29 protein-coding genes are annotated in these 22,380 nt (G+C 52.1%); 1 reads left to right on the top strand and 28 read right to left on the bottom strand.

All coding sequences use genetic code 11. From position 1 onward, the window contains the following. Positions 1-45: 45 nt before the first annotated feature. The 24 genes from ACSBQN_RS03765 to ACSBQN_RS03650 form a co-directional block, all read right to left on the bottom strand. The gene (locus ACSBQN_RS03765; RefSeq protein ID WP_354633228.1) at positions 46-1,353 is read right to left on the bottom strand and encodes a phage baseplate protein; all 1,308 of its coding nucleotides are present in this window, start codon (positions 1,351-1,353) and stop codon (positions 46-48) included. 6 nt (positions 1,354-1,359) lie between these two features. Then, positions 1,360-2,022 (bottom strand): DUF2612 domain-containing protein, encoded by a 663-nt coding sequence (locus ACSBQN_RS03760; protein WP_354633227.1) that lies wholly within the window; start codon positions 2,020-2,022, stop codon positions 1,360-1,362. Then, positions 2,019-3,206 (bottom strand): baseplate J/gp47 family protein, encoded by a 1,188-nt coding sequence (locus tag ACSBQN_RS03755; RefSeq protein WP_354633226.1) that lies wholly within the window; start codon positions 3,204-3,206, stop codon positions 2,019-2,021. The genes ACSBQN_RS03760 and ACSBQN_RS03755 overlap by 4 nt, the downstream gene beginning before the upstream one ends. Further along, on the bottom strand, positions 3,199-3,543 hold the full coding sequence (locus ACSBQN_RS03750; protein WP_046024501.1) for a phage related-protein: 345 nt from the start codon (positions 3,541-3,543) through the stop codon (positions 3,199-3,201). Before ACSBQN_RS03750 ends, ACSBQN_RS03755 begins: the two co-directional genes overlap by 8 nt. Then, on the bottom strand, positions 3,540-4,232 hold the full coding sequence (locus tag ACSBQN_RS03745; protein ID WP_354633224.1) for a Gp138 family membrane-puncturing spike protein: 693 nt from the start codon (positions 4,230-4,232) through the stop codon (positions 3,540-3,542). Before ACSBQN_RS03745 ends, ACSBQN_RS03750 begins: the two co-directional genes overlap by 4 nt. Before the next feature lie 13 nt (positions 4,233-4,245). Next, positions 4,246-5,061, bottom strand: coding sequence for a baseplate hub protein (locus ACSBQN_RS03740; protein ID WP_354633223.1), 816 nt, complete (start codon positions 5,059-5,061; stop codon positions 4,246-4,248). Next, positions 5,054-5,347: a phage baseplate plug family protein gene (locus tag ACSBQN_RS03735; protein ID WP_163628293.1), complete on the bottom strand. Its 294-nt coding sequence runs from the start codon at positions 5,345-5,347 to the stop codon at positions 5,054-5,056. Before ACSBQN_RS03735 ends, ACSBQN_RS03740 begins: the two co-directional genes overlap by 8 nt. Next, on the bottom strand, positions 5,344-5,883 hold the full coding sequence (locus ACSBQN_RS03730) for a phage baseplate protein (RefSeq protein WP_354633222.1): 540 nt from the start codon (positions 5,881-5,883) through the stop codon (positions 5,344-5,346). Before ACSBQN_RS03730 ends, ACSBQN_RS03735 begins: the two co-directional genes overlap by 4 nt. Further along, complete coding sequence (locus ACSBQN_RS03725; RefSeq protein ID WP_354633221.1) at positions 5,880-8,018, bottom strand: hypothetical protein; 2,139 nt, start codon at positions 8,016-8,018, stop codon at positions 5,880-5,882. The genes ACSBQN_RS03730 and ACSBQN_RS03725 overlap by 4 nt, the downstream gene beginning before the upstream one ends. Positions 8,019-8,100: 82 nt before the next feature. After that, complete coding sequence (locus tag ACSBQN_RS03720; RefSeq protein WP_004240342.1) at positions 8,101-8,562, bottom strand: hypothetical protein; 462 nt, start codon at positions 8,560-8,562, stop codon at positions 8,101-8,103. Between the two features lie 41 nt (positions 8,563-8,603). Then, positions 8,604-9,056 (bottom strand): phage tail fiber protein, encoded by a 453-nt coding sequence (locus tag ACSBQN_RS03715; protein WP_004240341.1) that lies wholly within the window; start codon positions 9,054-9,056, stop codon positions 8,604-8,606. 9 nt (positions 9,057-9,065) lie between these two features. Then, complete coding sequence (locus ACSBQN_RS03710) at positions 9,066-10,553, bottom strand: DUF3383 domain-containing protein (protein WP_354633220.1); 1,488 nt, start codon at positions 10,551-10,553, stop codon at positions 9,066-9,068. A 9-nt stretch (positions 10,554-10,562) separates the two neighbouring features. Continuing rightward, entirely contained in the window at positions 10,563-11,078 is a 516-nt protein-coding gene (locus tag ACSBQN_RS03705; protein ID WP_354633219.1) for a phage gateway protein, read from the bottom strand. After that, positions 11,068-11,436 (bottom strand): phage collar protein, encoded by a 369-nt coding sequence (locus ACSBQN_RS03700; RefSeq protein WP_354633218.1) that lies wholly within the window; start codon positions 11,434-11,436, stop codon positions 11,068-11,070. The genes ACSBQN_RS03705 and ACSBQN_RS03700 overlap by 11 nt, the downstream gene beginning before the upstream one ends. Further along, on the bottom strand, positions 11,436-11,894 hold the full coding sequence (locus ACSBQN_RS03695; protein WP_354633217.1) for a hypothetical protein: 459 nt from the start codon (positions 11,892-11,894) through the stop codon (positions 11,436-11,438). Before ACSBQN_RS03695 ends, ACSBQN_RS03700 begins: the two co-directional genes overlap by 1 nt. Next, positions 11,891-12,319: a DUF4054 domain-containing protein gene (locus ACSBQN_RS03690; protein ID WP_337136989.1), complete on the bottom strand. Its 429-nt coding sequence runs from the start codon at positions 12,317-12,319 to the stop codon at positions 11,891-11,893. The genes ACSBQN_RS03695 and ACSBQN_RS03690 overlap by 4 nt, the downstream gene beginning before the upstream one ends. A gap of 9 nt (positions 12,320-12,328) precedes the next feature. Then, positions 12,329-12,682 carry a hypothetical protein gene (locus ACSBQN_RS03685; RefSeq protein WP_049246818.1) on the bottom strand — a complete coding sequence of 118 codons (354 nt, stop codon included), beginning with the start codon at positions 12,680-12,682 and terminating at the stop codon, positions 12,329-12,331. 57 nt (positions 12,683-12,739) lie between these two features. Next, the gene (locus ACSBQN_RS03680) at positions 12,740-13,807 is read right to left on the bottom strand and encodes a major capsid family protein (RefSeq protein WP_046894847.1); all 1,068 of its coding nucleotides are present in this window, start codon (positions 13,805-13,807) and stop codon (positions 12,740-12,742) included. Then, positions 13,807-14,304: a structural cement protein Gp24 gene (locus tag ACSBQN_RS03675; protein ID WP_036406841.1), complete on the bottom strand. Its 498-nt coding sequence runs from the start codon at positions 14,302-14,304 to the stop codon at positions 13,807-13,809. The genes ACSBQN_RS03680 and ACSBQN_RS03675 overlap by 1 nt, the downstream gene beginning before the upstream one ends. Then, a complete protein-coding gene (locus tag ACSBQN_RS03670) occupies positions 14,304-15,584 on the bottom strand; it encodes a DUF2213 domain-containing protein (RefSeq protein ID WP_354633216.1) in 1,281 nt (426 codons plus the stop codon). The genes ACSBQN_RS03675 and ACSBQN_RS03670 overlap by 1 nt, the downstream gene beginning before the upstream one ends. Next, a complete protein-coding gene (locus tag ACSBQN_RS03665) occupies positions 15,581-16,294 on the bottom strand; it encodes a phage head morphogenesis protein (protein WP_036407538.1) in 714 nt (237 codons plus the stop codon). Before ACSBQN_RS03665 ends, ACSBQN_RS03670 begins: the two co-directional genes overlap by 4 nt. 22 nt (positions 16,295-16,316) lie before the next feature. Then, positions 16,317-17,828 (bottom strand): phage portal protein, encoded by a 1,512-nt coding sequence (locus tag ACSBQN_RS03660; RefSeq protein ID WP_354633215.1) that lies wholly within the window; start codon positions 17,826-17,828, stop codon positions 16,317-16,319. Position 17,829: 1 nt separating this feature from the next. Continuing rightward, positions 17,830-19,230 carry a phage terminase large subunit gene (terL, locus tag ACSBQN_RS03655; RefSeq protein WP_354633214.1) on the bottom strand — a complete coding sequence of 467 codons (1,401 nt, stop codon included), beginning with the start codon at positions 19,228-19,230 and terminating at the stop codon, positions 17,830-17,832. Positions 19,231-19,430: 200 nt separating this feature from the next. Next, complete coding sequence (locus ACSBQN_RS03650; RefSeq protein ID WP_354633213.1) at positions 19,431-20,447, bottom strand: terminase small subunit; 1,017 nt, start codon at positions 20,445-20,447, stop codon at positions 19,431-19,433. A 131-nt stretch (positions 20,448-20,578) separates the two neighbouring features. On the opposite strand from ACSBQN_RS03650, the gene ACSBQN_RS03645 reads away from it, so the two are divergent. Then, positions 20,579-20,815, top strand: a complete 237-nt coding sequence (locus ACSBQN_RS03645; RefSeq protein ID WP_354633212.1) for a hypothetical protein — start codon at positions 20,579-20,581, stop codon at positions 20,813-20,815. Between the two features lie 30 nt (positions 20,816-20,845). Here the strand turns inward: ACSBQN_RS03645 and ACSBQN_RS03640 are convergent, their stop codons facing one another. From ACSBQN_RS03640 to ACSBQN_RS03625, 4 genes are read right to left on the bottom strand one after another with little or no spacing between them, the layout of a single operon-like run. Further along, positions 20,846-21,301 (bottom strand): lysis protein, encoded by a 456-nt coding sequence (locus ACSBQN_RS03640; RefSeq protein ID WP_354633211.1) that lies wholly within the window; start codon positions 21,299-21,301, stop codon positions 20,846-20,848. Continuing rightward, the gene (locus ACSBQN_RS03635) at positions 21,298-21,456 is read right to left on the bottom strand and encodes a hypothetical protein (RefSeq protein WP_354633210.1); all 159 of its coding nucleotides are present in this window, start codon (positions 21,454-21,456) and stop codon (positions 21,298-21,300) included. Before ACSBQN_RS03635 ends, ACSBQN_RS03640 begins: the two co-directional genes overlap by 4 nt. Then, the gene (locus ACSBQN_RS03630) at positions 21,438-21,914 is read right to left on the bottom strand and encodes a lysozyme (protein WP_354633209.1); all 477 of its coding nucleotides are present in this window, start codon (positions 21,912-21,914) and stop codon (positions 21,438-21,440) included. Before ACSBQN_RS03630 ends, ACSBQN_RS03635 begins: the two co-directional genes overlap by 19 nt. Beyond that, positions 21,907-22,098 (bottom strand): phage holin family protein, encoded by a 192-nt coding sequence (locus ACSBQN_RS03625; RefSeq protein WP_004240322.1) that lies wholly within the window; start codon positions 22,096-22,098, stop codon positions 21,907-21,909. The genes ACSBQN_RS03630 and ACSBQN_RS03625 overlap by 8 nt, the downstream gene beginning before the upstream one ends. Positions 22,099-22,380: the final 282 nt, after the last annotated feature.

The following is a 22,380-nucleotide window of genomic DNA, read 5'->3' as shown; positions in this document are numbered from 1 at the left end:
TCTAAAATAAATTATATTATTTTCCAAGTGTTTTTAACATATTTATCAGGCAGTGCGATACCACCCCATTAACATAATATAAGCATTCGTTATATTTAATGCAGATCCGCTACCTGCATTAGATGTGTTTCCGCTTATTGTATGACTGTGAGACCCAATACCTACTGAAACAGTATGTGTATGATTACCACTGTTCGATATTAATTGCTTATTTGACCCGGTTACTGACAAATAGCCAGGCGAACGTGACCCATGAATAGAGCCTGTTACCCCCAAGTATCCATTGCCCCCACCTAACCCTGCAGGAGACCCGCCGTGTTCAGTGGTAATATCTGACCATAATTGATGGTAATGATCTCCTGAATAACCAACTGACCCAGATTTAGTCCCATAATCAAAGCTTGATGTAGACCCTGAAAAACTATGACTATGAGCCGGTATATGTGCGGTTGTCAGTGTAATACTGTCACTCCCGCCGCTGCTCAGAACATTATTACCGCTGCTGTTTGCCAGCCGGATGGTTTTATTTTCACCGATGTATGACCACTTGGTGCCCGGAAACAAACTGTTCGGGTTCTTGTTCTGCGCAAACCAGATCACCACACCTATCGGATAAATAGTGTCGATATTGACGGCATTTTGTAATGCATCCGTAATCGCTTTCTGACTCATGGTGTTTGTTGTTGATGCCCCGGTTGTCTGAGTCACCGCGTTCTTGTCTAGTTTCTTTTCCAGATCTGCGGTGAAAGCATAGTCCCCTGCCGGCGCATAGTTACCTTTCGCCTGATAACGTCCGTCCCCCTCTGTTTTGGTATAAACATCAGATTTCAGAGCATAGTTACCCGCCGGAGCGTAGTTGCCTTTTGGTTGGAAATTGGTGTCAGATTCAGCTTTTGAATAGCTGTAACCTGCGACCTGATAATTACCCAACGGCTGGAATTTTTTATCTGCCTCACCTTTGGTGTAGGCTCCGACATCCCCGGCGGTCATATCCGCTTTCAGTTCCGTCCATGCGATACCGGCAGCCGGTTCGGTCTTATTGTTTTCAATCTTTGACTGCCAGGCTTTTTTATTGTGATACACGATACTGCGGATAGCATAGGGCTTACCTTCTTCCGCCCACACCGGCATACCGAACGCCTGTATTTCCCCGACCGCACCGGTAATATCATGGAAGATACTGTTCATCTTCTCGCGTTCAATATCTTTGGCCGCCGGATCGGTCGCCTGGTCACGTTCATAATCGTAACCGTAGCCCTGAGTGTAAGACAATGAGCCGTCTGCCTGTACTTCATCAGGCACGGCAGTGCGATCCCCCTGTGTTGCAAAGGGGATTTTAAATATTTTTGTCATGGGGGATTATTCTCCGAAGTTACTTTCCAGGAAGTTTTTACGGTGTTCGCCGTGGCCGAAAGCTTTTTTCGCCACAATACGGTATTTGACACCCACCCCCGACGGGCGCGGCATCAGATCAAAGTTTTCCAGCAGAACGCGCAGACGCTCATCCGGATTAAAGTTGAAGACGTAGTACATGTACGTCATATCGAGCGGATCCAGCACAAAGACTTTACTGTCCTCATTCCAGAAAAAACGCTTAAGAAATTCATTGATATTGGTGACAGTCGGGCTTTGGGTCAGGTTAAAGTACCGCATCCGGATAATCAGCCGTTTCTGCTCCGGTGTCAGCGACAGGGTGTAATCCGCATTACGCCGGAAGTTTGCCCGGAAATTGGCTTTCTTTTTACCGAATCCGATACCGATTTTTGCTTTGTCGCTCGGCGGGATATCAATCCCCAGCGGAACATCGAGAATGCGGGACCATACCGACAACCCGAAATCACCGGCCGTATCGATATTAAACACATCGCGGTACCAGTTCTGCCAGAAACTGACGGTTGCCCGTTCAAACCAGTCCGATTTAAAACGGGCCAGCGCTTTCAGATTATCCGCTCCTTCGTACTGCCACAGGATAGCTCTCAGAAGATCGGAGTGAAATGTTAACTGCTGAATAGTCTGTGTCATACAAATACCACCTGCACCGCACTGCGGCTGATTCTGGCAACCTCAGTCAGCTTTACCGGGTAAGTATCGGATGACCAGTCCGTGCCGTTAGTTGACAGTTCCACCCGTGTGACAAACAAACGCGGCTCAGAAACATTAATACCGGCCGATATTTCAAACGGGGAAACTTCGCGGCCGACAACCAGCCCGCCATCCCCTTCCGTTTCGCCCCCGGCCCATGACTCAACCGCCGCCGGAATAACCGTCTGCGCATCCAGTGATGTTTTTTTCACTGTCACGCGGCAGAACAGGACTACCTCTTTTGCCCGGTCAAATTTTACGGTATAGGTCTGTCCGCTGACCGGCTCCGGTACCTCAACCTCCTCACTGCCGTTGAAAGCCGCTCCGATCGTTTTGGTGCGCAGCAGAGCACGGGCAATTTCCCCGCTTTCCCCGCCCTCAACACACACGTATACGCTGTGCGGCACCAGCGTGATCCCGTCCAGGCTCATCGGGGTATCAGTATAATTTTCGCGGTATGCCAGCGAACGGACGCCTTCCAGCTCATATAACGCGGAGGTAATCGCCTCACCGACACTGACGGTATTTTTTGCCAGTGTCAGTTTCCGGCGGCGGCGGGACTGTAAATCAGATTCGGCAACACGCCCCAATACCGCACTGGTCGGGTTGGATACCGTTTCCCAGCCAAGAACCGAACTTGCTACCGTGTTTAATTTACCGGCCGGGCACTCAACAGGCCCGGTTTCAACCGCCCGTAGATCGCCGGTTATTTTCCCGTCTTTACCGATAATCAGCGTTTTTGTGGTAGCGAACTGCTTACCGGCCTGCGTTTCAGCCAGTGAACCTTTCGGGATGATAGTTCCGGGGACGCCGCCGAATTCAACCTGCGTCAGTATCGACTGAGTGGCATCCCAGCGCTGTCCGCCCATCAGCGCCCAGATGGCATCCAGAAAAACACCGCCGGCAATGTCCGGGTTAATCTGGTTTGCCAGTTCCGCATTATTACGGACTACCGCATCACGGTTTTCCGTTTCCATTGTGATCAGCGCCCCCTGCGGGGTTTCCGGGGAGACATCCAGATCCTGACCAAATACGGCTCTGAATTCATCCTCAACTGCCGCCCGCAGTTCTGCGGTATCCGGAATAATCACACCGGATGAGGTAATGTATTTATAGTCAGCCATTTAACGTAATGCTCCCGTATTCTGTCTGCAGGACAGCCACATAGTTCAGTTCGTTATCATTCAGCGTGGCTCTGAATGACACGACGGCGGTCACCTGCGGAATTTCCCGCATACGCTCGCGGAACGCGGATTCAAACAGCGGCAGATCAGCCTGTCGCCCGAAGGTGGTTTTCCAGTACGGGATCCCCTTATCCTGTTTGTGCAGCATTTCCCCGCGCAGCGCTTTCACATACTGCGCACAAACGTTTTTTACCGCCGGTTCACCACTGACAATGGCAATGTTGCCGTCATTTCCGGTAAACAGGTCGTTATTCCCGTTCACATCAAAGGTCTTCATACCGGCTCCCCTGAATCCTCATTACCCCGCTGGATACCGCTGTGTTTGTGCGTTGATCCGATATTTTTACCGTTATGCGTCATAGTGCCGCCGTTTGATTCACTGTTACCGTTTACGGCATGGTTGCCGTTGACGGTCACATTGCCGTTAAATTCGTTTTCCGGCGCATTAGAGATAAATTTCGGGCCGTCAAAGACTGCTTTATCATTATGCAGGGATAAGCACACAGAACCGTCTGTTGACTGCACCACCAGTGCGTCCGCGTTTTTGCCGTCGATCACCCAGCCTTTGAGCGTGTCCGGGAAAAACATGGCATCACTGAATGTATGCAGCCTGGCCGTATTCGGTTCATCCTCCAGGCCGCCACGCTGAAAAATCAGGCTGATATCCCGGTCGTTCGCTTTCAGCCAGCCGAAATCCCCCGGCTTTACCGGCATCCGGATAAAGAACCCGCCGCCGCCGAACCGGAATACCGGGATATTAGGCAGTGCGCCACGCCCGATCCGCTTCCCTTCCGTGGTGACCATCATCACCAGCGGTTTTATTACCGCCCGGTTTGTCGCATCGTCGTAACTCACTACGGTGGCGGGAAGCATGTCATCAATATTCATCAGCAGATTACGGAACGCAGCCATAAACTGCCCGGCGAGACTGCCGTCATTCGCCTGGTCACTGTTTGGTTTGTTCATTGTTTTGCCCGTGTCAGGCCCGTTTGCAGGTTGCCTGATAAAAGAAAGGATCGTCGTGAGAAGCAATATCGAATTTGAGCTGCTCGATAATGTAATCCCCATTCAGGGCGGGGTTATATTTGCTGTCCAGACGCAGCATGCCGCCGAGGGAGGATTCCCCGTCGATAAGGTAGGTGACATCAACCCCCTTCTCCGTGGCTTTCGGTATACCGACCATGCCGCTTTTCTGACTAAGGATCCGCAGTCTTCCGGAAAGTGCCTTATCACTGTCTTTGACATACAGGACATCATCATCAATGAACGCTTTCACATTTCCGGCTTCCTGCAGCCGTTCAACCTGTTTCAGCGCCGGACCGCAGAAATACCAGTTGCCGATATTTTTATCCGTTGCCTGAAAATTCAGGGTCACGTTACAGTCACGGGCAATATCAGCGGCAATCTCACTCATTTTTGCCAGTTGCTTACCTTCCGGTGACACAATGTCCCGGGCGCTGGCATTGCCGGTTTTCGCCTTCAGTGTCAGCATCACATCGGGCGGTGATGAGATTTCGGCACTGACAATATCACCGGTGTAGATCCGGAAAATACCGGTACCGGCACGACCGGCCTCAACAACAATCCGGGGTGAGGATTTATTGCCGGCGAACGGACTGGTTTCGGTCAGCAGCATGGTACGGGTTTCCGCGTTCAGTCCGTCAATATTCACCGTGCATTCGTTCTGCAGCGGATTGGCATATTTGGTGCCCCCGGCCCGGATGCGCAATCCCTCATACCACTGCATACGCCCGTTAAGTTCAATGCCGCAGCGGATCCGGCGCAAATCAATCATCGCTCCCCCAATAAATCAGTGTTTGTGTTTTTTCAAACAGTTCCCACCACGGAAGTTCATCCCCCTCTGTCAGCAGGGCAAAATTACCGCCGTGAGTGAGATGGCGGTACGGTATCAGCGGCTGCCCCGGAACAATACGTATTCCCTGAACAATCACCCGGTCATCACACCGGATATCACAGCACATCACACGCCGTGCGGCTTTAATCGTCAGCTCCCATTCCCGTCCGTCCAGGGTAACCCGCAGACGCTGATTGGGAGCCGCATTCAGTGGTATGATTTTCATTCTCCCCCCACTTTTTCAGCCACCCAATCAACACCTTTTGCCAGTGCTGAACCTTTTTTCTTCGTGGCGGCGTCTGCCTCTTTTGTCTGGACTTTCCCCCGGTTTACCGTGCTGCTCTGCTCTTTCTTCGCGACTTTACGCGGCGGCAGTTCACCGTATTCCGGCTCAACCGTCCGCCATTCGGTAAAGCGCAGGGAGAGTTTCACCGCGTCCGCCATATCCGGGATTTCATCGTGGTAAAAATTGACTATCAGCATCGGCTGATAGGTTTTTACCCTGGTCTGAATACCGACAAGCTGATGCTGATCGTAAGCCTGCTGCATGCCTTCAAAGGCATCTTTCAGTTCACCGGTGAGTATCAGATCCATGCCGATTTCCACCGGATTAATCACAACATGGTCACTGCGGGTTTCACCGGATTCCACCTGAAACTGCGTCGCCTTATGCTCATCCCGGACGTTCAGCTGAACGGGATTTACTGACTCAAACAGCGTAGTGAAGGATTCCGTATCAAATATCTTCACTTCCGTAATCATTTCCCCAGCCCCGTATTTGTCTGATGTCCAAAGTCCTGCAACTGAGAGCCGAGCGCATCTTTGGCTCCCGCCGCCATACCCTGTGCATCCGTTGCCTGTGTTTCGATCTTAAGCTCACCGATACTGACGTTTGTTTCATTACTGGTTGTTGACTGATTGCTGATCGCCTGACTGGTGACAGGATTCATAGGGTCATTTGACACACCGTAAAGATGTGCGGTCATGGCCTGCGCCATTTTTGCCGCGTCCTCCTCACTGATCGTTTTTTCAGGCGGCATGTCGTACCCAATCTGCCCCTGTTCATTCACCGTGCGGTTAACGGTCTGGTCAACCTCAATATCATCATCACCGGCACCAAACCAGCTTTTAAAGGCCGCCCAGCCCTCTTTAATCTTATTCAGCCCTTTGTTGATCCAGCCAAGGTAAGCTTCTATCTGTTTCCACAGCCATTTGAAAATACCAACCACAGCATTGGAGACGTTATCGAAAACCCCCTGAAAGCTTTTGCCCCAGTTCCCCAGACTTTTGATAAAACCGAGCAGCCAGTTCCACAACGATTTACCGGCGTCAATAATGAGACTGAAAGCATCAGCTGCCGCTTTGCCGACAATAACAGCAACATCAATAATGAAATTAAACAGTTTTTTGAAAACATCCCACAGCGCCAGAATGACGGCTTTCAGTCCGGGATATTTATCCAGGATCCGGCCAATCATCGAATCGTTACCGTCGATGAAATTCATGATGTCGTCATACACCAGCGCAAACGCTGCCGCCAGCAGGGCTATGACCGCAATAATGGCAATAATCGGCCATGTGGCCGCCAGTGTGGCCGCAGCAGCCGCGAGCATCGGCGGAACGTAATAGGTTGCCAGTGCGATACCGACTGCAATAAAAAATCCCGTGATCAGGGTTTTGTTTTCTTTGCAGAAGCCGACAAATTTACTGACCCATTCCAGGCCTGTTGCCAGGATCGGGATCACCATCTCCAGAAAGCTGTTTTTCAGCAGACCGGAGGACTGTTTAAAACTCTGCATGGATTTGTTGAATTTGACAGACTGCTCAATGCTCTCTCTGGTGATGCCGGAATATTCCTTTTGCACCCCCATCATCCGTTCGAGTTCTTTGCGGCCTTTCATCATCAGCTCAACGGTTTTATCATCCGACACACCGAGCGCACCGAGTGTGGCTTTGGCCTTATCGAATTTCATCCCCTGCACTTTGTCAGCCGTCCGCAGGATTTTTTCCATGGAGTTACCGGCGAACCCGAATGATTTCGCCATCGCTTCCATATCTGACTGCGCCGCCTCCCGGGTACCACCGAGTTCAGCCACTGACCCGGCAAAGGCATCAACATCTGCCGTGGCAACATTGATTTTTTTGCCGAATTTATCCAGGGATTCGATTTCAGCGGCACGGGCAACGGATTCACCGACAAGGGCAGAGGCGCTCATAAACAGGCCGACAGCTGCCAGGGCTTTTTTGGCAAATCCGGCCACAGATTCACCGGCCTTCCGGTACTGTACGTCTGTTTTGCTCAGTGCATCCTGTACTTTTTTCTGTGCCGCGACTTCGCTGCTGCCTGCTGCAACGCTGTTTTTACCGGCTTCCTCCGCAATCCGGCCAAGTTCACGGTAATCCCCCTGCAGTGCTTTAATGATGCCACGGGCCAGCTGCCGGACTGCATTACCGCGACTCTCCTCATCCGTCAGAACGGCGGTGTCACTGCTCAGTGCTGCCACTGCCTGAACCAGCGCCTGATAACCGGCCTCCGTACCCGTCAGTGAGGCCTGAATATCCTGCCATCCGGCATCTGATCCCGCCTGCTGAGATTCCAGTTCAGACAGGGAATCGGTTACCGCATCCACCTGCGCTTTTACCGCCCCGGTCTGCTCTGCCACATCAGCCGCGTTCGTGGAAAAATCAACAGCATACTCACCGGACAGCCCCTGTAATGACTGCCAGAGTTCAGTGAACACGCCGCCGAGAGAATCAGCTCCCTGCTGCGCGGCTGTCTGCGCCTGCTTCATCCCGTCGATAATGTCATCCGTTGAACGCTGCACACGGTCAAATGCACTGTCAGCCTGCCGGGTATCAAATTCAAAGACCTGAACAAAGGTATCCATCAATGACATTATCGGTCCTTTGAAGCGGCCAGCGCTTCGTTGTAGCGGTTAATGATCGCGATTTCCCACAAGTCCATCGCTTCTTCCAGATCTACTGTGGTTTTGAGTTCGGTGAGGGTGGCGAATCCTTCGCTGATGATGACTGCAAAGAAGCCATCAGCGTTTTTATAACTGACGGGAGTGAACTGCCGACCTTGCTGATGAGGAAAGGCAGGAAGCCGGAGTTCCCGCCGGTCCCGAAAAAACTGGTGTTGTACTTCAGCATTTCCAGCTCAAGACGGATCAGGGATTCACCATCAGGCACATGGTTATCAATCAGCGTCTGTGTCTTTAACGGAATCTCTTCACCATCGTCAGCCACTGCGCATACATACGCCATCATTTTCAGCATGGCCTCTTTGCTGACTTCGTAATCCCCGATTTTAGGGGCATTGGACAGCGGATATTTGGCAAGGATTTCCCGGCCGGTCACCGCAGGCAGACGGCTGATGACAAATGCCTTTTCAATACCGTCCACATCTTTAATCTGAACTTCTTTCGGTTTAATCAGCATGTTTTTTTCCGTAAAAAAAGGCGGGACATGCCCGCCGGTGATTAACGATTACGCGTGGAGTCAAAATCCTGGAATACAAAGGTGTACTGTTTGGATTTAAGACGCCCGGCACTGGCCGCAGAGTTCCCCCGACTGCCGTTGGTAATTTTGCCGTTACGGGCGGTAGTGGTGGAGCCGTCACCGTAAGAGGCCACCATAGTGATAATGTCACCGGCATGACGGCGGCCTTTTTTCGCCGTGTTGGCCTCAAGAAGAATCGCCAGGTTCTGATCTTCCTCACTGCCGGCCAGCACATTAATGGTGACAGTCTGCGGTGTGGGCGTTGACCAGCTCACGAGATTGCCGTTGATATCCATACCGGTCTGCGCGATATCCACCGCCGGTAAATCCAGCGGATCCGCATCGTCCGCAAACTGTGTGATAAAAATCCCGGAAGGGAATGTTTTGCTGGCCTGTACCACCAGTGCAAGGCCGGTTGCTGAGACATCATTCATATTTTTTCCTTACACTAAATTGTGTGAACCTTCGACCTTCCGCACCCAGTCGCCCTTACCGTAAATCAACACGTATTTCATCACGTACTCCGGTAACCCGCTCTCACCGGTACTTTCAACAATCTGTGCGTTGTACCAGTACCCTTTGTCCTGCACATCGTGCCAGGCCAGATCATCACCGGACGCATCCGTCACTGCGATTTTCTGTACTTCCGTTAAGGTTTTACCGGCAAGGATAGTGCCGTTATCCACGGCTTTGGTGACCGCACCGGCAATGACCATCAGTGCCCGGGCTTCGCCGTCTTTGTTGGCCGGAATACCGCGTGTTGCCAGTAACAGGCTGAACCACTGTTGCGCGATATACGCTTTCAGCCACTGCTCATTGGCATGCACACTCATATCCAGTGGATTAGAACTGCCGCCGCACAGGAAGCCGCGCTGATAAAAGCGGATCTGTGAACCTGCCACAGCGGTTTCGCCGTAGTAATTCACCCGCAGTTTATCGAAACGGTCCGCATCCTGATCTGTGGTGACCTGCGCCGGGAATGTCACGCCGAGCTGACGGAACATATAGTTAGTGGTGGCATTGGTGCGGTCGTAATCTGTGGCAGCCATCACCGCCATCGGCAGCGCCTGGATAAAATATCCGCTTTCTGTTTTCAGGTTCAGGCCGGTTGACGCGGTGCCGATCAGCGCTGCGCTGAAATCTTCGGCATTGTCTTTTGTCACACTCAGATGAAGCTGGTATTTCACGTTCTCCCCAGCAACGTACTGTGCCAGCGTGACGGCCTGATCCAGCGACAGGTCTGTCAGAAATGTGGCGCTGCCGAAGGAGTCCGAAACCTGCTCCGCAACTTTGAATGCCTCCAGCGGAGTCTGTGCCGGATTGCCCTCGGATGCGCGTCCGGCTGACAGCCCCATCGCATCCGCAAGAACGGAATACCCCACGCTGACAGATGCACGTTCCTGCACGCCGCCGCTGAGTTCAAATGCACTGTCGAGTGCATTAAAGGTCAGATACGCCCCGGAAAACTGCGGTTCACTTTCGGCATTCAGTTTCGCCTGAATCAGTGAAGCGATATCGGCATACGATTTGGCTTCGGATAAATCGATATCTTTGTAGCTTTTGGTGACCTTGCCGAATGTCACTGACAACGTGCCGTCAGCAATCATTTTCAGATCAGCCAGCGCTCCGGCTTTTGCTCCGAACAAAGTCGGTGCCCGGCCAACCGGCTCGTAAGAGGCGATCTGTAATTCTTTCGGTTTACTGACCGGGGCCGGACTGACATAGCTGAAATACTGCCGGGAAAACTGTGCCTCCGGAGAGTCAGCACCCAGCAGTTCATCAACCTGACCGGATGCAAACTCCAGCACATGCCCGGCGGGAATTTTAGGATTGGTGGAAAATAACCGCGCCGTCAGCTTACGCATCGGCACGGCAGACGCGCCGATCACCGCTGACGCGATATCGACGTAACGGGTTTGTTTAATTGGCATAGTAAAACCTTATATGCGGTGAATATCCGGATACAGTGCGGTAACAGCAGCCGTTTCCGGACGGAGTGTGCGGGTATAGGTCACATTAAAATCAAAAGACGGGTTTTGTTCGTAATCGCCGCGGTCGTTAACAAAATACGGGAGACGGATGGCGGTCGCCCGCTGCACCCCGATCCCCTGTTTCCGCAGTGCTTCAACAAACGGTAACGAATTAACGATCATCCGGACGACAGCCGTAATATCTTTCGCGGTGTAACCGCTGAATTCGGTGATAAATGCCTGTACCTGGAATGTTGTTTCATACTGCTGTGCTTCCAGGTGACCGGCATCACTGCCCTGCGGGTTATAACTGCGCTTCTGCCAGCCCTGCGGATTTTCCCCTGCAGGAAAGAACATAACGAAATTATCTTCCCGCCCCTGCTTTGCTGACTGAAAACCTGCCCTGACCGGGATATCGATACCCGCCTGCGCCAGCTGCGCCAGAAGCTGTTTCCGGACAGCAATCTCAACATCGCTATCCGTCATGATTGCCTGCCTCAATACAGATAACCGACTTCCAGCCGTCCTGTGCATACCAGTCAGCATCGCCGGTCACATCGTAGCGTTTGCCGCCGAAGACCAGATAATCCGGTGAAGCACCGCGCTGAATGGCGCTGATATCGTGGGACGTATATAAACGGCGGTATACCTGACTGGTGTCCAGCCCCATAGACTGAATGTCCTGAGTATCCACCGCCTGCCAGCTCCCGCGAACCTCAACCGGGTCATAATACGTGTTCTGATCATGGCCCCGTTTGTCAGGCTCGCGGCTTTTGAAGCGGTACCAGAGTACGGTTTGCTGCGGAATATACCGCGAGGCAATCCGGTGCAGATTTCCGAACATTATTTATCCTCCACGGCAAAAGTGACGGATTGCAGCATCAGACCGGAGTCAACCAGCGGCTTACCGGTGGCTTTCCCTTTACTGTGCCGTCGTGCACGGGCAGCTACTGTTGCATCCTTAAGCGGCGGTGTGGTGACCGATTTAATCATCATCTTCACGTCACCCGCTGCTTTTGCGCCGACTTGTGTCAGTCCGTCAGTGATTGTGATATTGCCTTTCACCGCAGCTTTCACAGCCCGGACAATCAGATTGCTGTATTCCGGTTTGTGTTCTGTCATTGCCGGGCGCATAAACGGACGCGGCGGGATCCCCCCTGCCGGATAGCCGAGTTCCTGAATTGCCGCAACATAGGCTATCGGGGTGCCGTCCGGGTATTTTGAATGCTCAAAGAAACCGACTTTAAGCTGTTTCTTTGCCAGCTCGTCATACGCGGCTTTCAGTTGCGCCAGTTTTGTCACCGGTGACCTCCCCGCGTGAATCGACCAAAGGCCCCTCGAAATGCAGCCCGTTCCCCGCCGCCGCCGTGGTAACGCGGTACACTACACCGTTTGATCAGCGCCAGAAACTGCTGGCCATAGGTACTCATCTTGAACCAGTGCGACCAGTCAGAACCGGCAGGCGGCGCGGTGTAGGACACACTGACTTTATCTATCGTGACACTGGTCACGACACCAGTCGGTGATTCCCCGTCAGCAATACGGCCGTTCAAGTCGAGCATATGCGCGACGACCAGCATCCACGCTGAATTTGTGCAGACTCCACGGCAGGGGGAAAAGTAATTCAGTGCTTCCAGTGCAATGATAAAAATTTCATCATCAGGTACTGCGGCAAAAGCCTTATAGATGGCACGGAAAGACACTAACGGAAAGTCGGTCGGGTTCACGGAACCCCCTTATTTTTTACTGTTCTTTTTGTCTTTGTTGCTGACCGGCGGCTCATTCCCCTCCGCAATCAGTTGTTCTTCGGTCAGCGGGGCGGATTTGTCACTGGCTTCCATATCGGTCGCCACTTTATCCGGATCCTCTTTGCGGTTTTCCACCGCGATAAACCCGTTTTCTTTATGCAGCTTAAAGACATGGTTATTTTTCAGCTGCGTGTACTGTTCATCACTGATTTCAGTCACACGTCCGCGCGGGGTGTACATGTGTTTGGTCATGACATTGGCCTGACCAGCGATAAACACCGGACCGTCCGGTGTGGCGTAGTTCTGGTCGTTGGACAGGGTGCAATAGATATACAGAGACATAATTTCTCCCGGAAATAAAAAAAGCCCTCCGCAGAGGGCAATTGAGGCGTTACAGGGTTAAATCCCGGTCAGGCGGGTGATGGCCCACGGACGGGTGACGATGATACCGGCGGTCGCGTTGGTGGCATCTTCCAGATAGCCTTTGGCTTTGTTTTCTGAACCCAGCAACTGGTATTTCACCGGCACCACCTGGAGAAGAACCGCACTGGTGGCCGTAGAATCATCATCCACGGTTTCGGCAAACATATACGCCACATCCGCGCCGCCGTTGGCACCGGCAAATTCCGGTGAGAACACAAAGCGCAGATTCGGGTAGTTCTCTTTCACCCACTGATACACCGTTTCACCACGGGCGACCGGGTTTGCCACATTCAGCGCAGAACGGTAGCCCAGCGGCAGAGTCACTGTGATAGCCGTATCATCTTTGATAATACCGCCGGACTGCATCTCCAGACGCGAGAACATAGCCGTAATATCGCCGGTGATGGCAGCAAATGTGCCCCCTTTCCATTTTGCGGCAGCCGTTTCATACGCCGGTAAATTCGGTTCATTCAGCATCCCGAAGACGCGGGTGTCCGGGCTGTTGAAACCGTAATAACCGATACGTTCCCGCCCCTGCTCCAGCGCTTCGGCAACGGCATTACGTTTCTCTGCGGCAGTCTCAAACCCTGCTGCTGACTGACGGGCTTCTTCCAGTTTTCCGACCAGGAATCCCGATTCAAAACGGACAATACCGCGACGTTCCTGATCCTGCCCGTAGGAGGACAACGGAATATTAGTGTGATCACCGTACAATTCGGCTTTACTCACAGGCGTTGCCACATTCAGGATAATTTCTTCATCGTGCCAGTTACCGGCATTCAGTACGCCGGTGATTTCATCCAGCACACGAACGCGGGTGGCGGTACGGATAAGCCCCGGCAGCACATGCTGCAACATCTCACGCTGAATGAATCCGCCGGACATAGCCGGACCGGTCAGTGCGGAGTCCATTGCAGCCAGACCACCGAAACCAATCTGATCCAGTTCGCTGTATGTCCACTTCTGATCGGGCTTAATATTCAGTTGCCCGTGTTTGCGGATATCGCGGCCGGACATATAAAATTTTTCTTTACTGACTGGCATTATTCACCTTCCTTCGCAGCCACTGTGTACGGGATTTCGGTCAGACGGATAACACACAGATGCGGCGATTCCGCTGACTCAATGTGACGGCTGACAAAACCGATAACCAGATCACCGGCTTCCGCTTTTGCCTTCGCAGACAGCGAACCGTCCGCCGGACTGAACACCACCGGTGCATTAATTTTTTTCACCCCGGCGGTGATTTCGGCGTTAATCTCACCCATGGTGAGAAACTCGCCCTGCGTCCCGTTACGGGCGTATTCTTCACCGATACGGTACGCTTTCGGGTTAATCATGATCCCGGCAAACGCACCGTCACCGCCAACCTGCACGGATTCAACGGAATCATCTTTGTATGTGTAGGCACGACCGAAGAGGTTTTTCGTTTCATCCGCAGAACTGATCACCGCTGCGGTCACGCGGGTCGGGCCGTAATGACTGATTTCACCGATAACACCGGAAATCATGCCGTTCGCCACGGTATTCGGGATTGCCATTATTTTTCACCCCACTTTTTCATAATTGAGTCCGTGCCTGCGGCGGTATCCATCGTCGCATGCACTTTTTGTGAATCCGGTGTGCGCCCCTGCATCCAGGCGTTCAGGGCAATACTTTCCGTGCCCTTATCGCAGCGGATACCGAGTTTTTCCACGCCGTATTCCGCCACCTGCTGTTTCGTCATTGGTGCGTGGTCAAATACCCCGATAAACGGCGTCAGCTTGTGCGCCAGTGCGTCACGTTCCCCGATCTGCTTTAACAGTTCGCCGGTGTCCATGGTCGGTCTGGCTTTTTCCAGACGGGCAATTTTGCGTTTCATTGAGGACATTTCATCCATGGACGCAATACTGCGTTTGAGACGCTTAAGGCGACGCGTCAGACTGTCGGTTGTTGCCTGGTCAAGTTCTTCTTTCGCTTCGGCAATGGCTTCCTCTGCGGTTTCAATAGCCACTTCCGCCGCTTCTACCGCTTCCGGGTCACCGGATTCCGCTTTTTCAGCTTCCGCCTCTGCGTCTTCAACGGCTTTTTCCGCTTCGGCTTCGGCATCCCCGGTTTTCTTTTCCGGATCAGGATCGCCGTCAGTCGTTTCCTTTTTCTCCGGGTCTTCATCCGTTGCCGGTGTACCGGCAGCCAGTGCGGCCACGACGATTTGTTTAATCTGCTCAACCTGCTCCGGTGTAAATCCGTTCTCGTCACCGGTCGGCTGTTTTTTGTCTTTGTCTTCTTCGTTCATACGAATAAGTTCCTTTGTATCAATGGTTACAACAAGATGATCCTGCACAGCCACGTCAGCGCCGGTGCGCCCTTCATCGACTAATGCAAGGTGATTGCCACGCAGGTGGCGCTGAACAACTTCGTATGCCTCCCCCTCGTACACACCGGGGTTACCGAAGTCATACCGGCTGCGGTAGCCCGGTGAAAGGTCAATTTTTCCGCTGCTGATATCGCTCAGAGCGGCGTCAGAAAAGATTTTGATATTCCCGCGCAAATACGGATGGTCGTAATACACGTTTTCGCCGATAACGCCCTGAATACCTTTTTTCTCTGCCGGTGTGGCGTTTTTACCCAGCATTTCGTGATCGACAATGAACGGGGTCAGGCGGAATGATTTAATGGTTTCTTCACTGGCCAGTTCCTCCGGCGGCCGGAACACTTTGTAAATTCTGTCCGGCTCCGGTGCGCCGATTTCAGCCCCCAGATAATCAAAAACCCCGGCCTTTGAGATGGGGTTGTCTTTTACTTCGAGCCAGCCGTTGTTGTCATAGGTTCGCTTTGTCATGTCTCCTCACCAAAGTCGATAACCGGTGTCCAGAAGCATTTGCAGTTCGGTAACTGCCCGGGTAATCCGCGCTCACCGGTCTTTTCATCAATCACCGGCGGGTTATCCAGATCGAATACTTCCCCGTCCAGACGCAGATGTAATTCACGCGGTTCGGCACTGCCTGCCGAGTGATGCCATATCGCTTTGCGGATCCCGGCAGACTTCATCCGCTCATAGTTCGCCGCCGTGGTAATTTTGCGGGTCTGGTCAACGGCAATAAAATTAGCCCGTTTCTCTGTCACCCCGCCGATATCCCGTATTTCATCCAGCAGGGTTTTACTGCCGCTGCCGGTCTGACTGACCGAACGCAATGCTGCGCCCTCGATACGGGAATGAAACTGCTGCGGGATGGATTTAATCAGGGATACGTTTTCTGCCGTTGCGGCAATCATTTTGTCTTTCAGGGCTTCGGGCATGGCCGGGGTTTTTATCGTAATACCGCCGGAGAGTTGTTTCAGTGAATCGTCCAGGCTGCGCTGTGCGTTCATGTCCACCTGTGAGGTGAATTTATCCGCCATCTCTGCGGCCTTACTGTTAAAAATCTTATCCCACTTGCGTTTCAGCCGGTTCAGCCAGATTTTGGTCTGGCTGGCAAAGCTGGCATCCATGGTCACGCCATCAAAATCCTCATGCAGACTGCTGAACGTTTTTTCGTAATCGGCAATCATGTCTTTAATCAGTCGTGACATGTCACGCTGGTAACGGCTTTGGGCTGCCGCCGAATATTGCAGCGGCTTGCCCTTCATAACCGCCTGACGGGATGCCGCCCACCGTGCCCGTTTGGTTCGTACCCGTATTTTCCGGGGCATAATCGTCCTCGTTCACGTCAATACCGTAAAATGCCGATTCTTTATCCGCCGCCAGCTTTTTACGGATATCCAGCCCGTCAACCGCACCGACCGCTGCATACGCTGAATCGGTCTGTGCCTGCTTGAGTTTGATGTCTGCATCCTCAAGTGCGGTAGGACTGTCCAGCGGTAACCAGGTGATTGAAAGCTCGTCCGTCCCCATACCCTCGCTGCGCTGTAACATGTCGTAGTGACGCTGCAACAGGTCTTCTAAGTCATTGGTCTGGATGCTTTCAAGTTCTTCCCGGTAACTGGCTTCCTCGTACTCACCGGTCGCGTTAAAGCCTTTCGGGGTTGTGCCAAGCAGCTTTGTTGCAGGAACGTTTGCGGCAGCGGCAACAAGCTGATACTGCGTCATGATGGTTGCGTCAAGATCCGCGAGTGACGTATCGAACTGCTGAATAGTGTCTGCGGCTCCGACCGTTTGCACACCGTAGTTATCACGCATCTCCGTAAATTCAATCATGTTCTGATGAATGGTGGCTGCGTCAACACCCTCAACATCCGCCATGCCAATAGTCGTCAGGCGCTTTGTCATCGCCAGTTGCGGGGCTTCATTCGCGGTCCGCTCAGAGGCATATACTCGCTCGTACACGCGCTCAGGGACTGATACGCCGAAAAAGTTATACATCGGTTTCAGCACATCGGGTACCGGGAACGGCACGAACTTCACGAAGTGCGATTTGTGATACCGGCGTCCGCCGATAATCCAGTAAGTCGGGTCGTAAAAATCAAGTCCGGCCGGGTCCTGTAAATTAGCTTCCGTCAGGTCAGGCGTGACCCACTGCGGATCTATCTGCTTAATCCCTTTGTACATGCCTTTCGTCACGCCATCCGGATTAAAAGGGTTTTCATACCACTCCTTCGGGTTGGATGTCTCAACAACAAACAGTGCCAGCCTGCCACCGTAAACCCGCCCGAGGTGTACCAGTTCTTTCATGTGGTGCCGGATGCGGTATTTTTTATCGAGTTTACGCAGCTTTTTCTGCGTTTCTTTGTCACTCCCGGAACAATCGAGGTCATACCCCTGACGGACAGCGTCACGGGCTGGCATACTGCACGCTTTATCAACCAGCCAGTGTTTGGCGATCACCGCACACATATTGTTGCCGATGAACATCTGCGAGGCATACCACGCAGCCTGTGACTCAGGAACGCCGTATACCTGACCGCCTTTGAATGCCGGTACAGTGCCGTCGATACTGTCCATCGCCACGCCCTGCATGGTGGGTTGCGGCAAGGCCAGCCCCTGAAATCCTGTTTCGGCTGCCAGTGCTGAATATAAATGCGTTGAGAACGCTGACCGCTTAGGTGCGGCAACCTCTGCTGTTTTCCGCTTTCTGAACGGCCACATGTTATGTCCTCTTGCGTGAAAAGAATCCGCCGCCTTTCTTCTGGTACAGATAGCGCAGTGCCTGTGTCATGGCATCCACTGTGTCATCGTGCCCGGCAAACGGGAATGTCGTGATTTCTTCCACCGTTTCGGTGATCCACGGTTCGATATCTTTATGGGGCAGCCAGACGTTCCCGGCTTCCCATTCAGCGGTGCAGGCGTGAGCACGGGCGATTTTGCTGCCGTCCGGCTCTATGGGCACCAATCCTGAGACGGTCGTTTTCAGCGTATCAATGACCGCCGGTCCGTTGGCTTTATCCTCCACCAGCTTGCGCCGCGCCTGCGGGAATTTCTCAACCAGTAATTTCACGGCTTTCAGGGTTTCGGTAAAACTCATGCGTTTGCGGATCTGATACAGCAGATAGGCATTTGCCCCCTTCTTGCCCCATACCTGACCAACAACGTAGTCCGTGCCGTCACTGTCCTTAAACGTCATATCCCAGCTGTGAATGACTTCATCAAAGGTGTCCGGCAGATCTTTCGGCAGGTAGTACCGAGCGAATTCTTCATGGAATATCTGCCCGTCTCCCGGTTTCGGTTTCTGCTGATACATGGCAGACCAGAAGTAATCACCGAGAATGGCTTTTGTTTCGAGCAGTTGGTCCAGTGGATGCAACTCAGGGACTAGTGCTTCACCCTGTTCGTTGATGGCCGGAAATGCCAGCACTCTGGCTTTTGGTGTTTTCTCTCTTACCCGGCCGGAAAGGTCATCTGTCGCCCAGCGGGTCGCCATGATGATCTCGCCGCTGTTCCGGGACAGGCGGGTTTTAAACGTTGATGCGTACCAGTTCCAAATTGACTTTTTAACCGTGGGACTGAGCGCTTCCTTTGAGTTTTTTATCGGGTCATCAATAATCCCGAGATCAACTTTTTTACCTGTCAGCGGGCCGCCAACACCGGCACAGACGTATGTTCCCCTGTGATTGGCAATCCCGAATTCTTCGGTATTACGCTTAACCGCCACACCGTCAGTCGGTTTATTACCTAACCAGCTTTGAGGAAACAGCGTCCGGTACTCATCTGACGACATGATGCGCTGAACATCAGTGTTCATGTCACTGGCCAGATCTGACGAATAGGACAATGCGCCTACACGTTTATCCGGATACTTACCGAAGAAATACGCCGGAAGATACCGCGACACAATATCGGATTTACCATGCTGCGGCGGTGCGCCGAGAATCAGAATCGGCCTCTTACCAGCCATCATCTCAATCAGAAAATTATCCAGTGATGCGCAGACAGTTTCCGAAAAGTGACTGGTGATGTATTCCGGGTTAATGTACTGGATAAATTCATGCAGGCTGCGACGCGCTATCTCTCTGCGAACTTCTTCATCAAACAGATCGACATTGATATCCATCACATCACCTAAAATGACAAAAACGAGCCTTTCAGCGCCGAATCACTCCGAAGCCGCTTCCGGTTTTTTGATAACAAATGAGTAACAAAATAAACGTGCATATTGCCCGGGGATGAGTATTGCTTTTGACAGGTTCAGTGTGCTTTTTGCGTGAACCTGATTTCGCTTATTCGGGTAACAACCATTATGTTAAAGAGAGGCTATTTCCCCGCTTTTTCACGTAACTGCAAAAGCTGCTCTGTCGTCAGTCCACTGAGGTCAAATCCCGTTGATTGTATCGGGCCGCCATCTGCGCCGGTGACCTCCGTCCGGTTTTTCAGCATCCCCAAATGCTGCGCAACCATCTTCAGCGCCTCATCCTGATTACGGGTGATAACCTCGGTACCGAACTTACCCTCTTTTATCCCGGCAAATAACCGGCGGCTTGCGCCCCTTAAATCCCGTGTATCGTGGAAATGAGGACGACCAATACCAACACCGTTACAGCGGGGGCAATCAGGATTCGGGTCAAGTGTGCTGTCGTAACCGTAGCCACCCCTGTCGTTTGGTGGCCTCTGACTCTTCCTCATAGCATCACTGACAGCGTCCTCAAACTCTATCGAGTCACGCCACTGATAGTTAAAACCAAAGCCCCAGCAGTAGCGGCAACATAACCGGCGGTATTCCGTCAGCTCTGTCGGGTCTGCAGTGGCAATGTCCCACCACATTTTTAATACTGCGTCCTGGGTGATTTCAGTCCGACGTTCCCGTGCTGTGAGGGCATCCCGTATTGCCCGGTTCACCGATACATTTCGATACAGGCGTCTGGCTGCAGCTGCTCCTGTTTCACCCTGGCTTTTATATCCCGCTCTTTGGTATGCCGCTGTCTTGTCCATATCGATAAGATACTCAGTGACAAAACGTGCCTGCATATCGTTAAGCCCGTATTTGCGCAGATCGAACTCTGTTTCATCATTCTGCGCATTGTCGGATTCATTACTCTGCGCATCCGGTGTATCGCTATTGCGCACAGGGTGATTTGCGCATTCTTTTTTCTGCGCAGTGCGCACTTTCTTTTGCGCAGTTTTTTGCGCACTCTGCACAGTTGGCTTTTTGATGTACCTACGCGCTGTTGCGTAATTCAGTCCCTGTATCTCACACCATTCTTTCGGGGATATTCCCGTTACTGAATGCTCGGCGAGGAACTGTTGCTGTAACACCCCCCAATCCGGTTTCATGGTGCTTTCTCCTTAACCAATTAAAAAGCCCACTCAGTGAGCAGGCTTTGTGATGGGTTACTTTGGTTCGACATGTACCTAACGGTAGAATATGATTACTTCTCAAGCAAATATGTATAAAAGGATTAGGGATGAAATATTATCTAGAAATCAGAGACCCCGATGATAGCGCTTTTGCTATTGAGTCGCTGGAAAGTACCGAGCCGTTCATGTCATTTAGTGTTGGTGACATTATTAATGGCCATTCTATCCGGCAGGAAGAGGGGCTATCGCCTCACCTTGTTATTACCGAAATTGAGCATTTCATTTTTATAGTAGGTAACACTACCCACCATAAAGTAATGCTATATACCAAAGTAAAAAAATAACTTTCCCGCTCATATATATCGGGCATAGGGCTATTTCGTATTTAAGCACTCCGTTCGAATATAGCCCTGCAGCCCTTTTATCATCTGCTCTGATTCTGCAATCCGCTCTCTGAGTAACCAATAATTTCGGACAGCGGTGTCATCAGGTCGGGCGGTGATTGCATCATCCATGCCGGTGGCGGTATCGCTGCCGGTCTTTGGACAACTGGCTTTGATGTACACCCGCTCAGGGTTACGGTCAGCAGCAATACGCAGCCGGTTAATTTCAGTTTTTGCATTTGCCAGTTCCTGTGTGTGCCTGGTGTCCAGTTCATGAAGTTTCTGTGCACGTTCCTGGTAGTCCTTGTTAATGGCGACCTGCTCTGCGAGCTGACTACTCAGAGTCGTGTTGTCTGCTTTCAGTTGCTGGTTATCCCGGTAGGTGCCGTATACCCACCAGGCGGCGGCGATGAACAGTGCGGCTATTACCGCTTCTCTCCAGTTCATGGCGTTTCACACTCATAGTGGATCACACCGTCCAGCGGATTACCCGGCAGCGGCTTACAGTGGTTTGGGAGTGAATGCAGATAGCAAACCGACAGCAGAGCAGTAGTCAGCAGGATGATAGTAATGATGATCAGCGTTAAAGGGTTCCGTGGCATACCGCGTTCTCCGTATCACGCCGATTAATCAGCCCCTGCCACTGTTTACCACCGGCAAACGTCCAGCGCTTCATTTCGTCACATGCACCCGCGATATCACCGGCATTGAGTTTCCGCAGCATCGTGGAACGTGAGAATGCGCCGGGGCCGACGTTGTAAACAAAGGAGTAGATGGCCGCCCGGGTATTGTCATCAATCGGCACTTTAATCATCGGATCAACCGCGCGCCGGACTTTCGTCAGGTCGTCATGTAGCAGTGCCTTGCACTCTGCGTCCGTGTACAACTTACCGGGCTGAATATCACTGCCGGTATGGCCATAACATACGGTGAGCACCCCGGCCACATCACGGTAAGGTTTGTACTCAACACCCTCATATGCGGGGATCAGCACCAGCGCACCAGTAATCGCCCCGGCGGCACAAGCAGCCATGACTTTTTTAAATAATCGGTTATTCATGATGTTCTCCGGCTTTCAGCTGGAATTCTTTCCGTTTGTAATACCAGTTCACCAGGAACGTCCCGACAGTACAGATAATCCCGGCAACAATAGCCCACTGATCCAAGGATAAAACGCCAAAAGCAGAGGTTATAAGCCCCCAGGCGTACGCTGTAGGGCTGGAATATTTGTCAGACATGCGCATATCCACCCCCTGCGGAGTGTTCCGTATGTTGAGTGATAGGGGTAATGCCGCAGCCGGGTTATATGTTTTAAACAGGTTAAAATGAGGTGGCCGCAGCATTATTCAGATAATCCCGCCAGCGGCGGGAAAGTAATAAGAAGAGCACTGTATCCGAACGTGGATTAGGGAATGAGCCTGTCGCGCTCCAGTGCTCTTATTGTTGCCAGAAAAGAAAAAGGCCACGCAATGCGCAGCCCTGTGATAAGCACCAGTTAAGCGACTGGCAGCACTAATCCCTATCTG

This window comes from Morganella sp. B601, from assembly GCF_051172335.1.
Lineage (GTDB): Bacteria > Pseudomonadota > Gammaproteobacteria > Enterobacterales > Enterobacteriaceae > Morganella > Morganella morganii.
Note: the sequence above shows the minus strand (reverse complement) of the source record. Positions and strands in the feature narration are given on the sequence as shown.

What these genes read in the sequence shown, in the direction of transcription:
- ACSBQN_RS03765 (WP_354633228.1), bottom strand. Translation starts at nt 1,353, where the DNA reads ATGACAAAAATATTTAAAATCCCCTTTGCAACACAGGGGGATCGCACT.
- ACSBQN_RS03760 (WP_354633227.1), bottom strand. Translation starts at nt 2,022, where the DNA reads ATGACACAGACTATTCAGCAGTTAACATTTCACTCCGATCTTCTGAGA.
- ACSBQN_RS03755 (WP_354633226.1), bottom strand. Translation starts at nt 3,206, where the DNA reads ATGGCTGACTATAAATACATTACCTCATCCGGTGTGATTATTCCGGAT.
- ACSBQN_RS03750 (WP_046024501.1), bottom strand. Translation starts at nt 3,543, where the DNA reads ATGAAGACCTTTGATGTGAACGGGAATAACGACCTGTTTACCGGAAAT.
- ACSBQN_RS03745 (WP_354633224.1), bottom strand. Translation starts at nt 4,232, where the DNA reads ATGAACAAACCAAACAGTGACCAGGCGAATGACGGCAGTCTCGCCGGG.
- ACSBQN_RS03740 (WP_354633223.1), bottom strand. Translation starts at nt 5,061, where the DNA reads ATGATTGATTTGCGCCGGATCCGCTGCGGCATTGAACTTAACGGGCGT.
- ACSBQN_RS03735 (WP_163628293.1), bottom strand. Translation starts at nt 5,347, where the DNA reads ATGAAAATCATACCACTGAATGCGGCTCCCAATCAGCGTCTGCGGGTT.
- ACSBQN_RS03730 (WP_354633222.1), bottom strand. Translation starts at nt 5,883, where the DNA reads ATGATTACGGAAGTGAAGATATTTGATACGGAATCCTTCACTACGCTG.
- ACSBQN_RS03725 (WP_354633221.1), bottom strand. Translation starts at nt 8,018, where the DNA reads ATGTCATTGATGGATACCTTTGTTCAGGTCTTTGAATTTGATACCCGG.
- ACSBQN_RS03720 (WP_004240342.1), bottom strand. Translation starts at nt 8,562, where the DNA reads ATGCTGATTAAACCGAAAGAAGTTCAGATTAAAGATGTGGACGGTATT.
- ACSBQN_RS03715 (WP_004240341.1), bottom strand. Translation starts at nt 9,056, where the DNA reads ATGAATGATGTCTCAGCAACCGGCCTTGCACTGGTGGTACAGGCCAGC.
- ACSBQN_RS03710 (WP_354633220.1), bottom strand. Translation starts at nt 10,553, where the DNA reads ATGCCAATTAAACAAACCCGTTACGTCGATATCGCGTCAGCGGTGATC.
- ACSBQN_RS03705 (WP_354633219.1), bottom strand. Translation starts at nt 11,078, where the DNA reads ATGACGGATAGCGATGTTGAGATTGCTGTCCGGAAACAGCTTCTGGCG.
- ACSBQN_RS03700 (WP_354633218.1), bottom strand. Translation starts at nt 11,436, where the DNA reads ATGTTCGGAAATCTGCACCGGATTGCCTCGCGGTATATTCCGCAGCAA.
- ACSBQN_RS03685 (WP_049246818.1), bottom strand. Translation starts at nt 12,682, where the DNA reads ATGTCTCTGTATATCTATTGCACCCTGTCCAACGACCAGAACTACGCC.
- ACSBQN_RS03680 (WP_046894847.1), bottom strand. Translation starts at nt 13,807, where the DNA reads ATGCCAGTCAGTAAAGAAAAATTTTATATGTCCGGCCGCGATATCCGC.
- ACSBQN_RS03675 (WP_036406841.1), bottom strand. Translation starts at nt 14,304, where the DNA reads ATGGCAATCCCGAATACCGTGGCGAACGGCATGATTTCCGGTGTTATC.
- ACSBQN_RS03670 (WP_354633216.1), bottom strand. Translation starts at nt 15,584, where the DNA reads ATGACAAAGCGAACCTATGACAACAACGGCTGGCTCGAAGTAAAAGAC.
- ACSBQN_RS03665 (WP_036407538.1), bottom strand. Translation starts at nt 16,294, where the DNA reads ATGATTGCCGATTACGAAAAAACGTTCAGCAGTCTGCATGAGGATTTT.
- ACSBQN_RS03660 (WP_354633215.1), bottom strand. Translation starts at nt 17,828, where the DNA reads ATGTGGCCGTTCAGAAAGCGGAAAACAGCAGAGGTTGCCGCACCTAAG.
- terL (WP_354633214.1), bottom strand. Translation starts at nt 19,230, where the DNA reads ATGGATATCAATGTCGATCTGTTTGATGAAGAAGTTCGCAGAGAGATA.
- ACSBQN_RS03650 (WP_354633213.1), bottom strand. Translation starts at nt 20,447, where the DNA reads ATGAAACCGGATTGGGGGGTGTTACAGCAACAGTTCCTCGCCGAGCAT.
- ACSBQN_RS03645 (WP_354633212.1), top strand. Translation starts at nt 20,579, where the DNA reads ATGAAATATTATCTAGAAATCAGAGACCCCGATGATAGCGCTTTTGCT.
- ACSBQN_RS03640 (WP_354633211.1), bottom strand. Translation starts at nt 21,301, where the DNA reads ATGAACTGGAGAGAAGCGGTAATAGCCGCACTGTTCATCGCCGCCGCC.
- ACSBQN_RS03635 (WP_354633210.1), bottom strand. Translation starts at nt 21,456, where the DNA reads ATGCCACGGAACCCTTTAACGCTGATCATCATTACTATCATCCTGCTG.
- ACSBQN_RS03630 (WP_354633209.1), bottom strand. Translation starts at nt 21,914, where the DNA reads ATGAATAACCGATTATTTAAAAAAGTCATGGCTGCTTGTGCCGCCGGG.
- ACSBQN_RS03625 (WP_004240322.1), bottom strand. Translation starts at nt 22,098, where the DNA reads ATGCGCATGTCTGACAAATATTCCAGCCCTACAGCGTACGCCTGGGGG.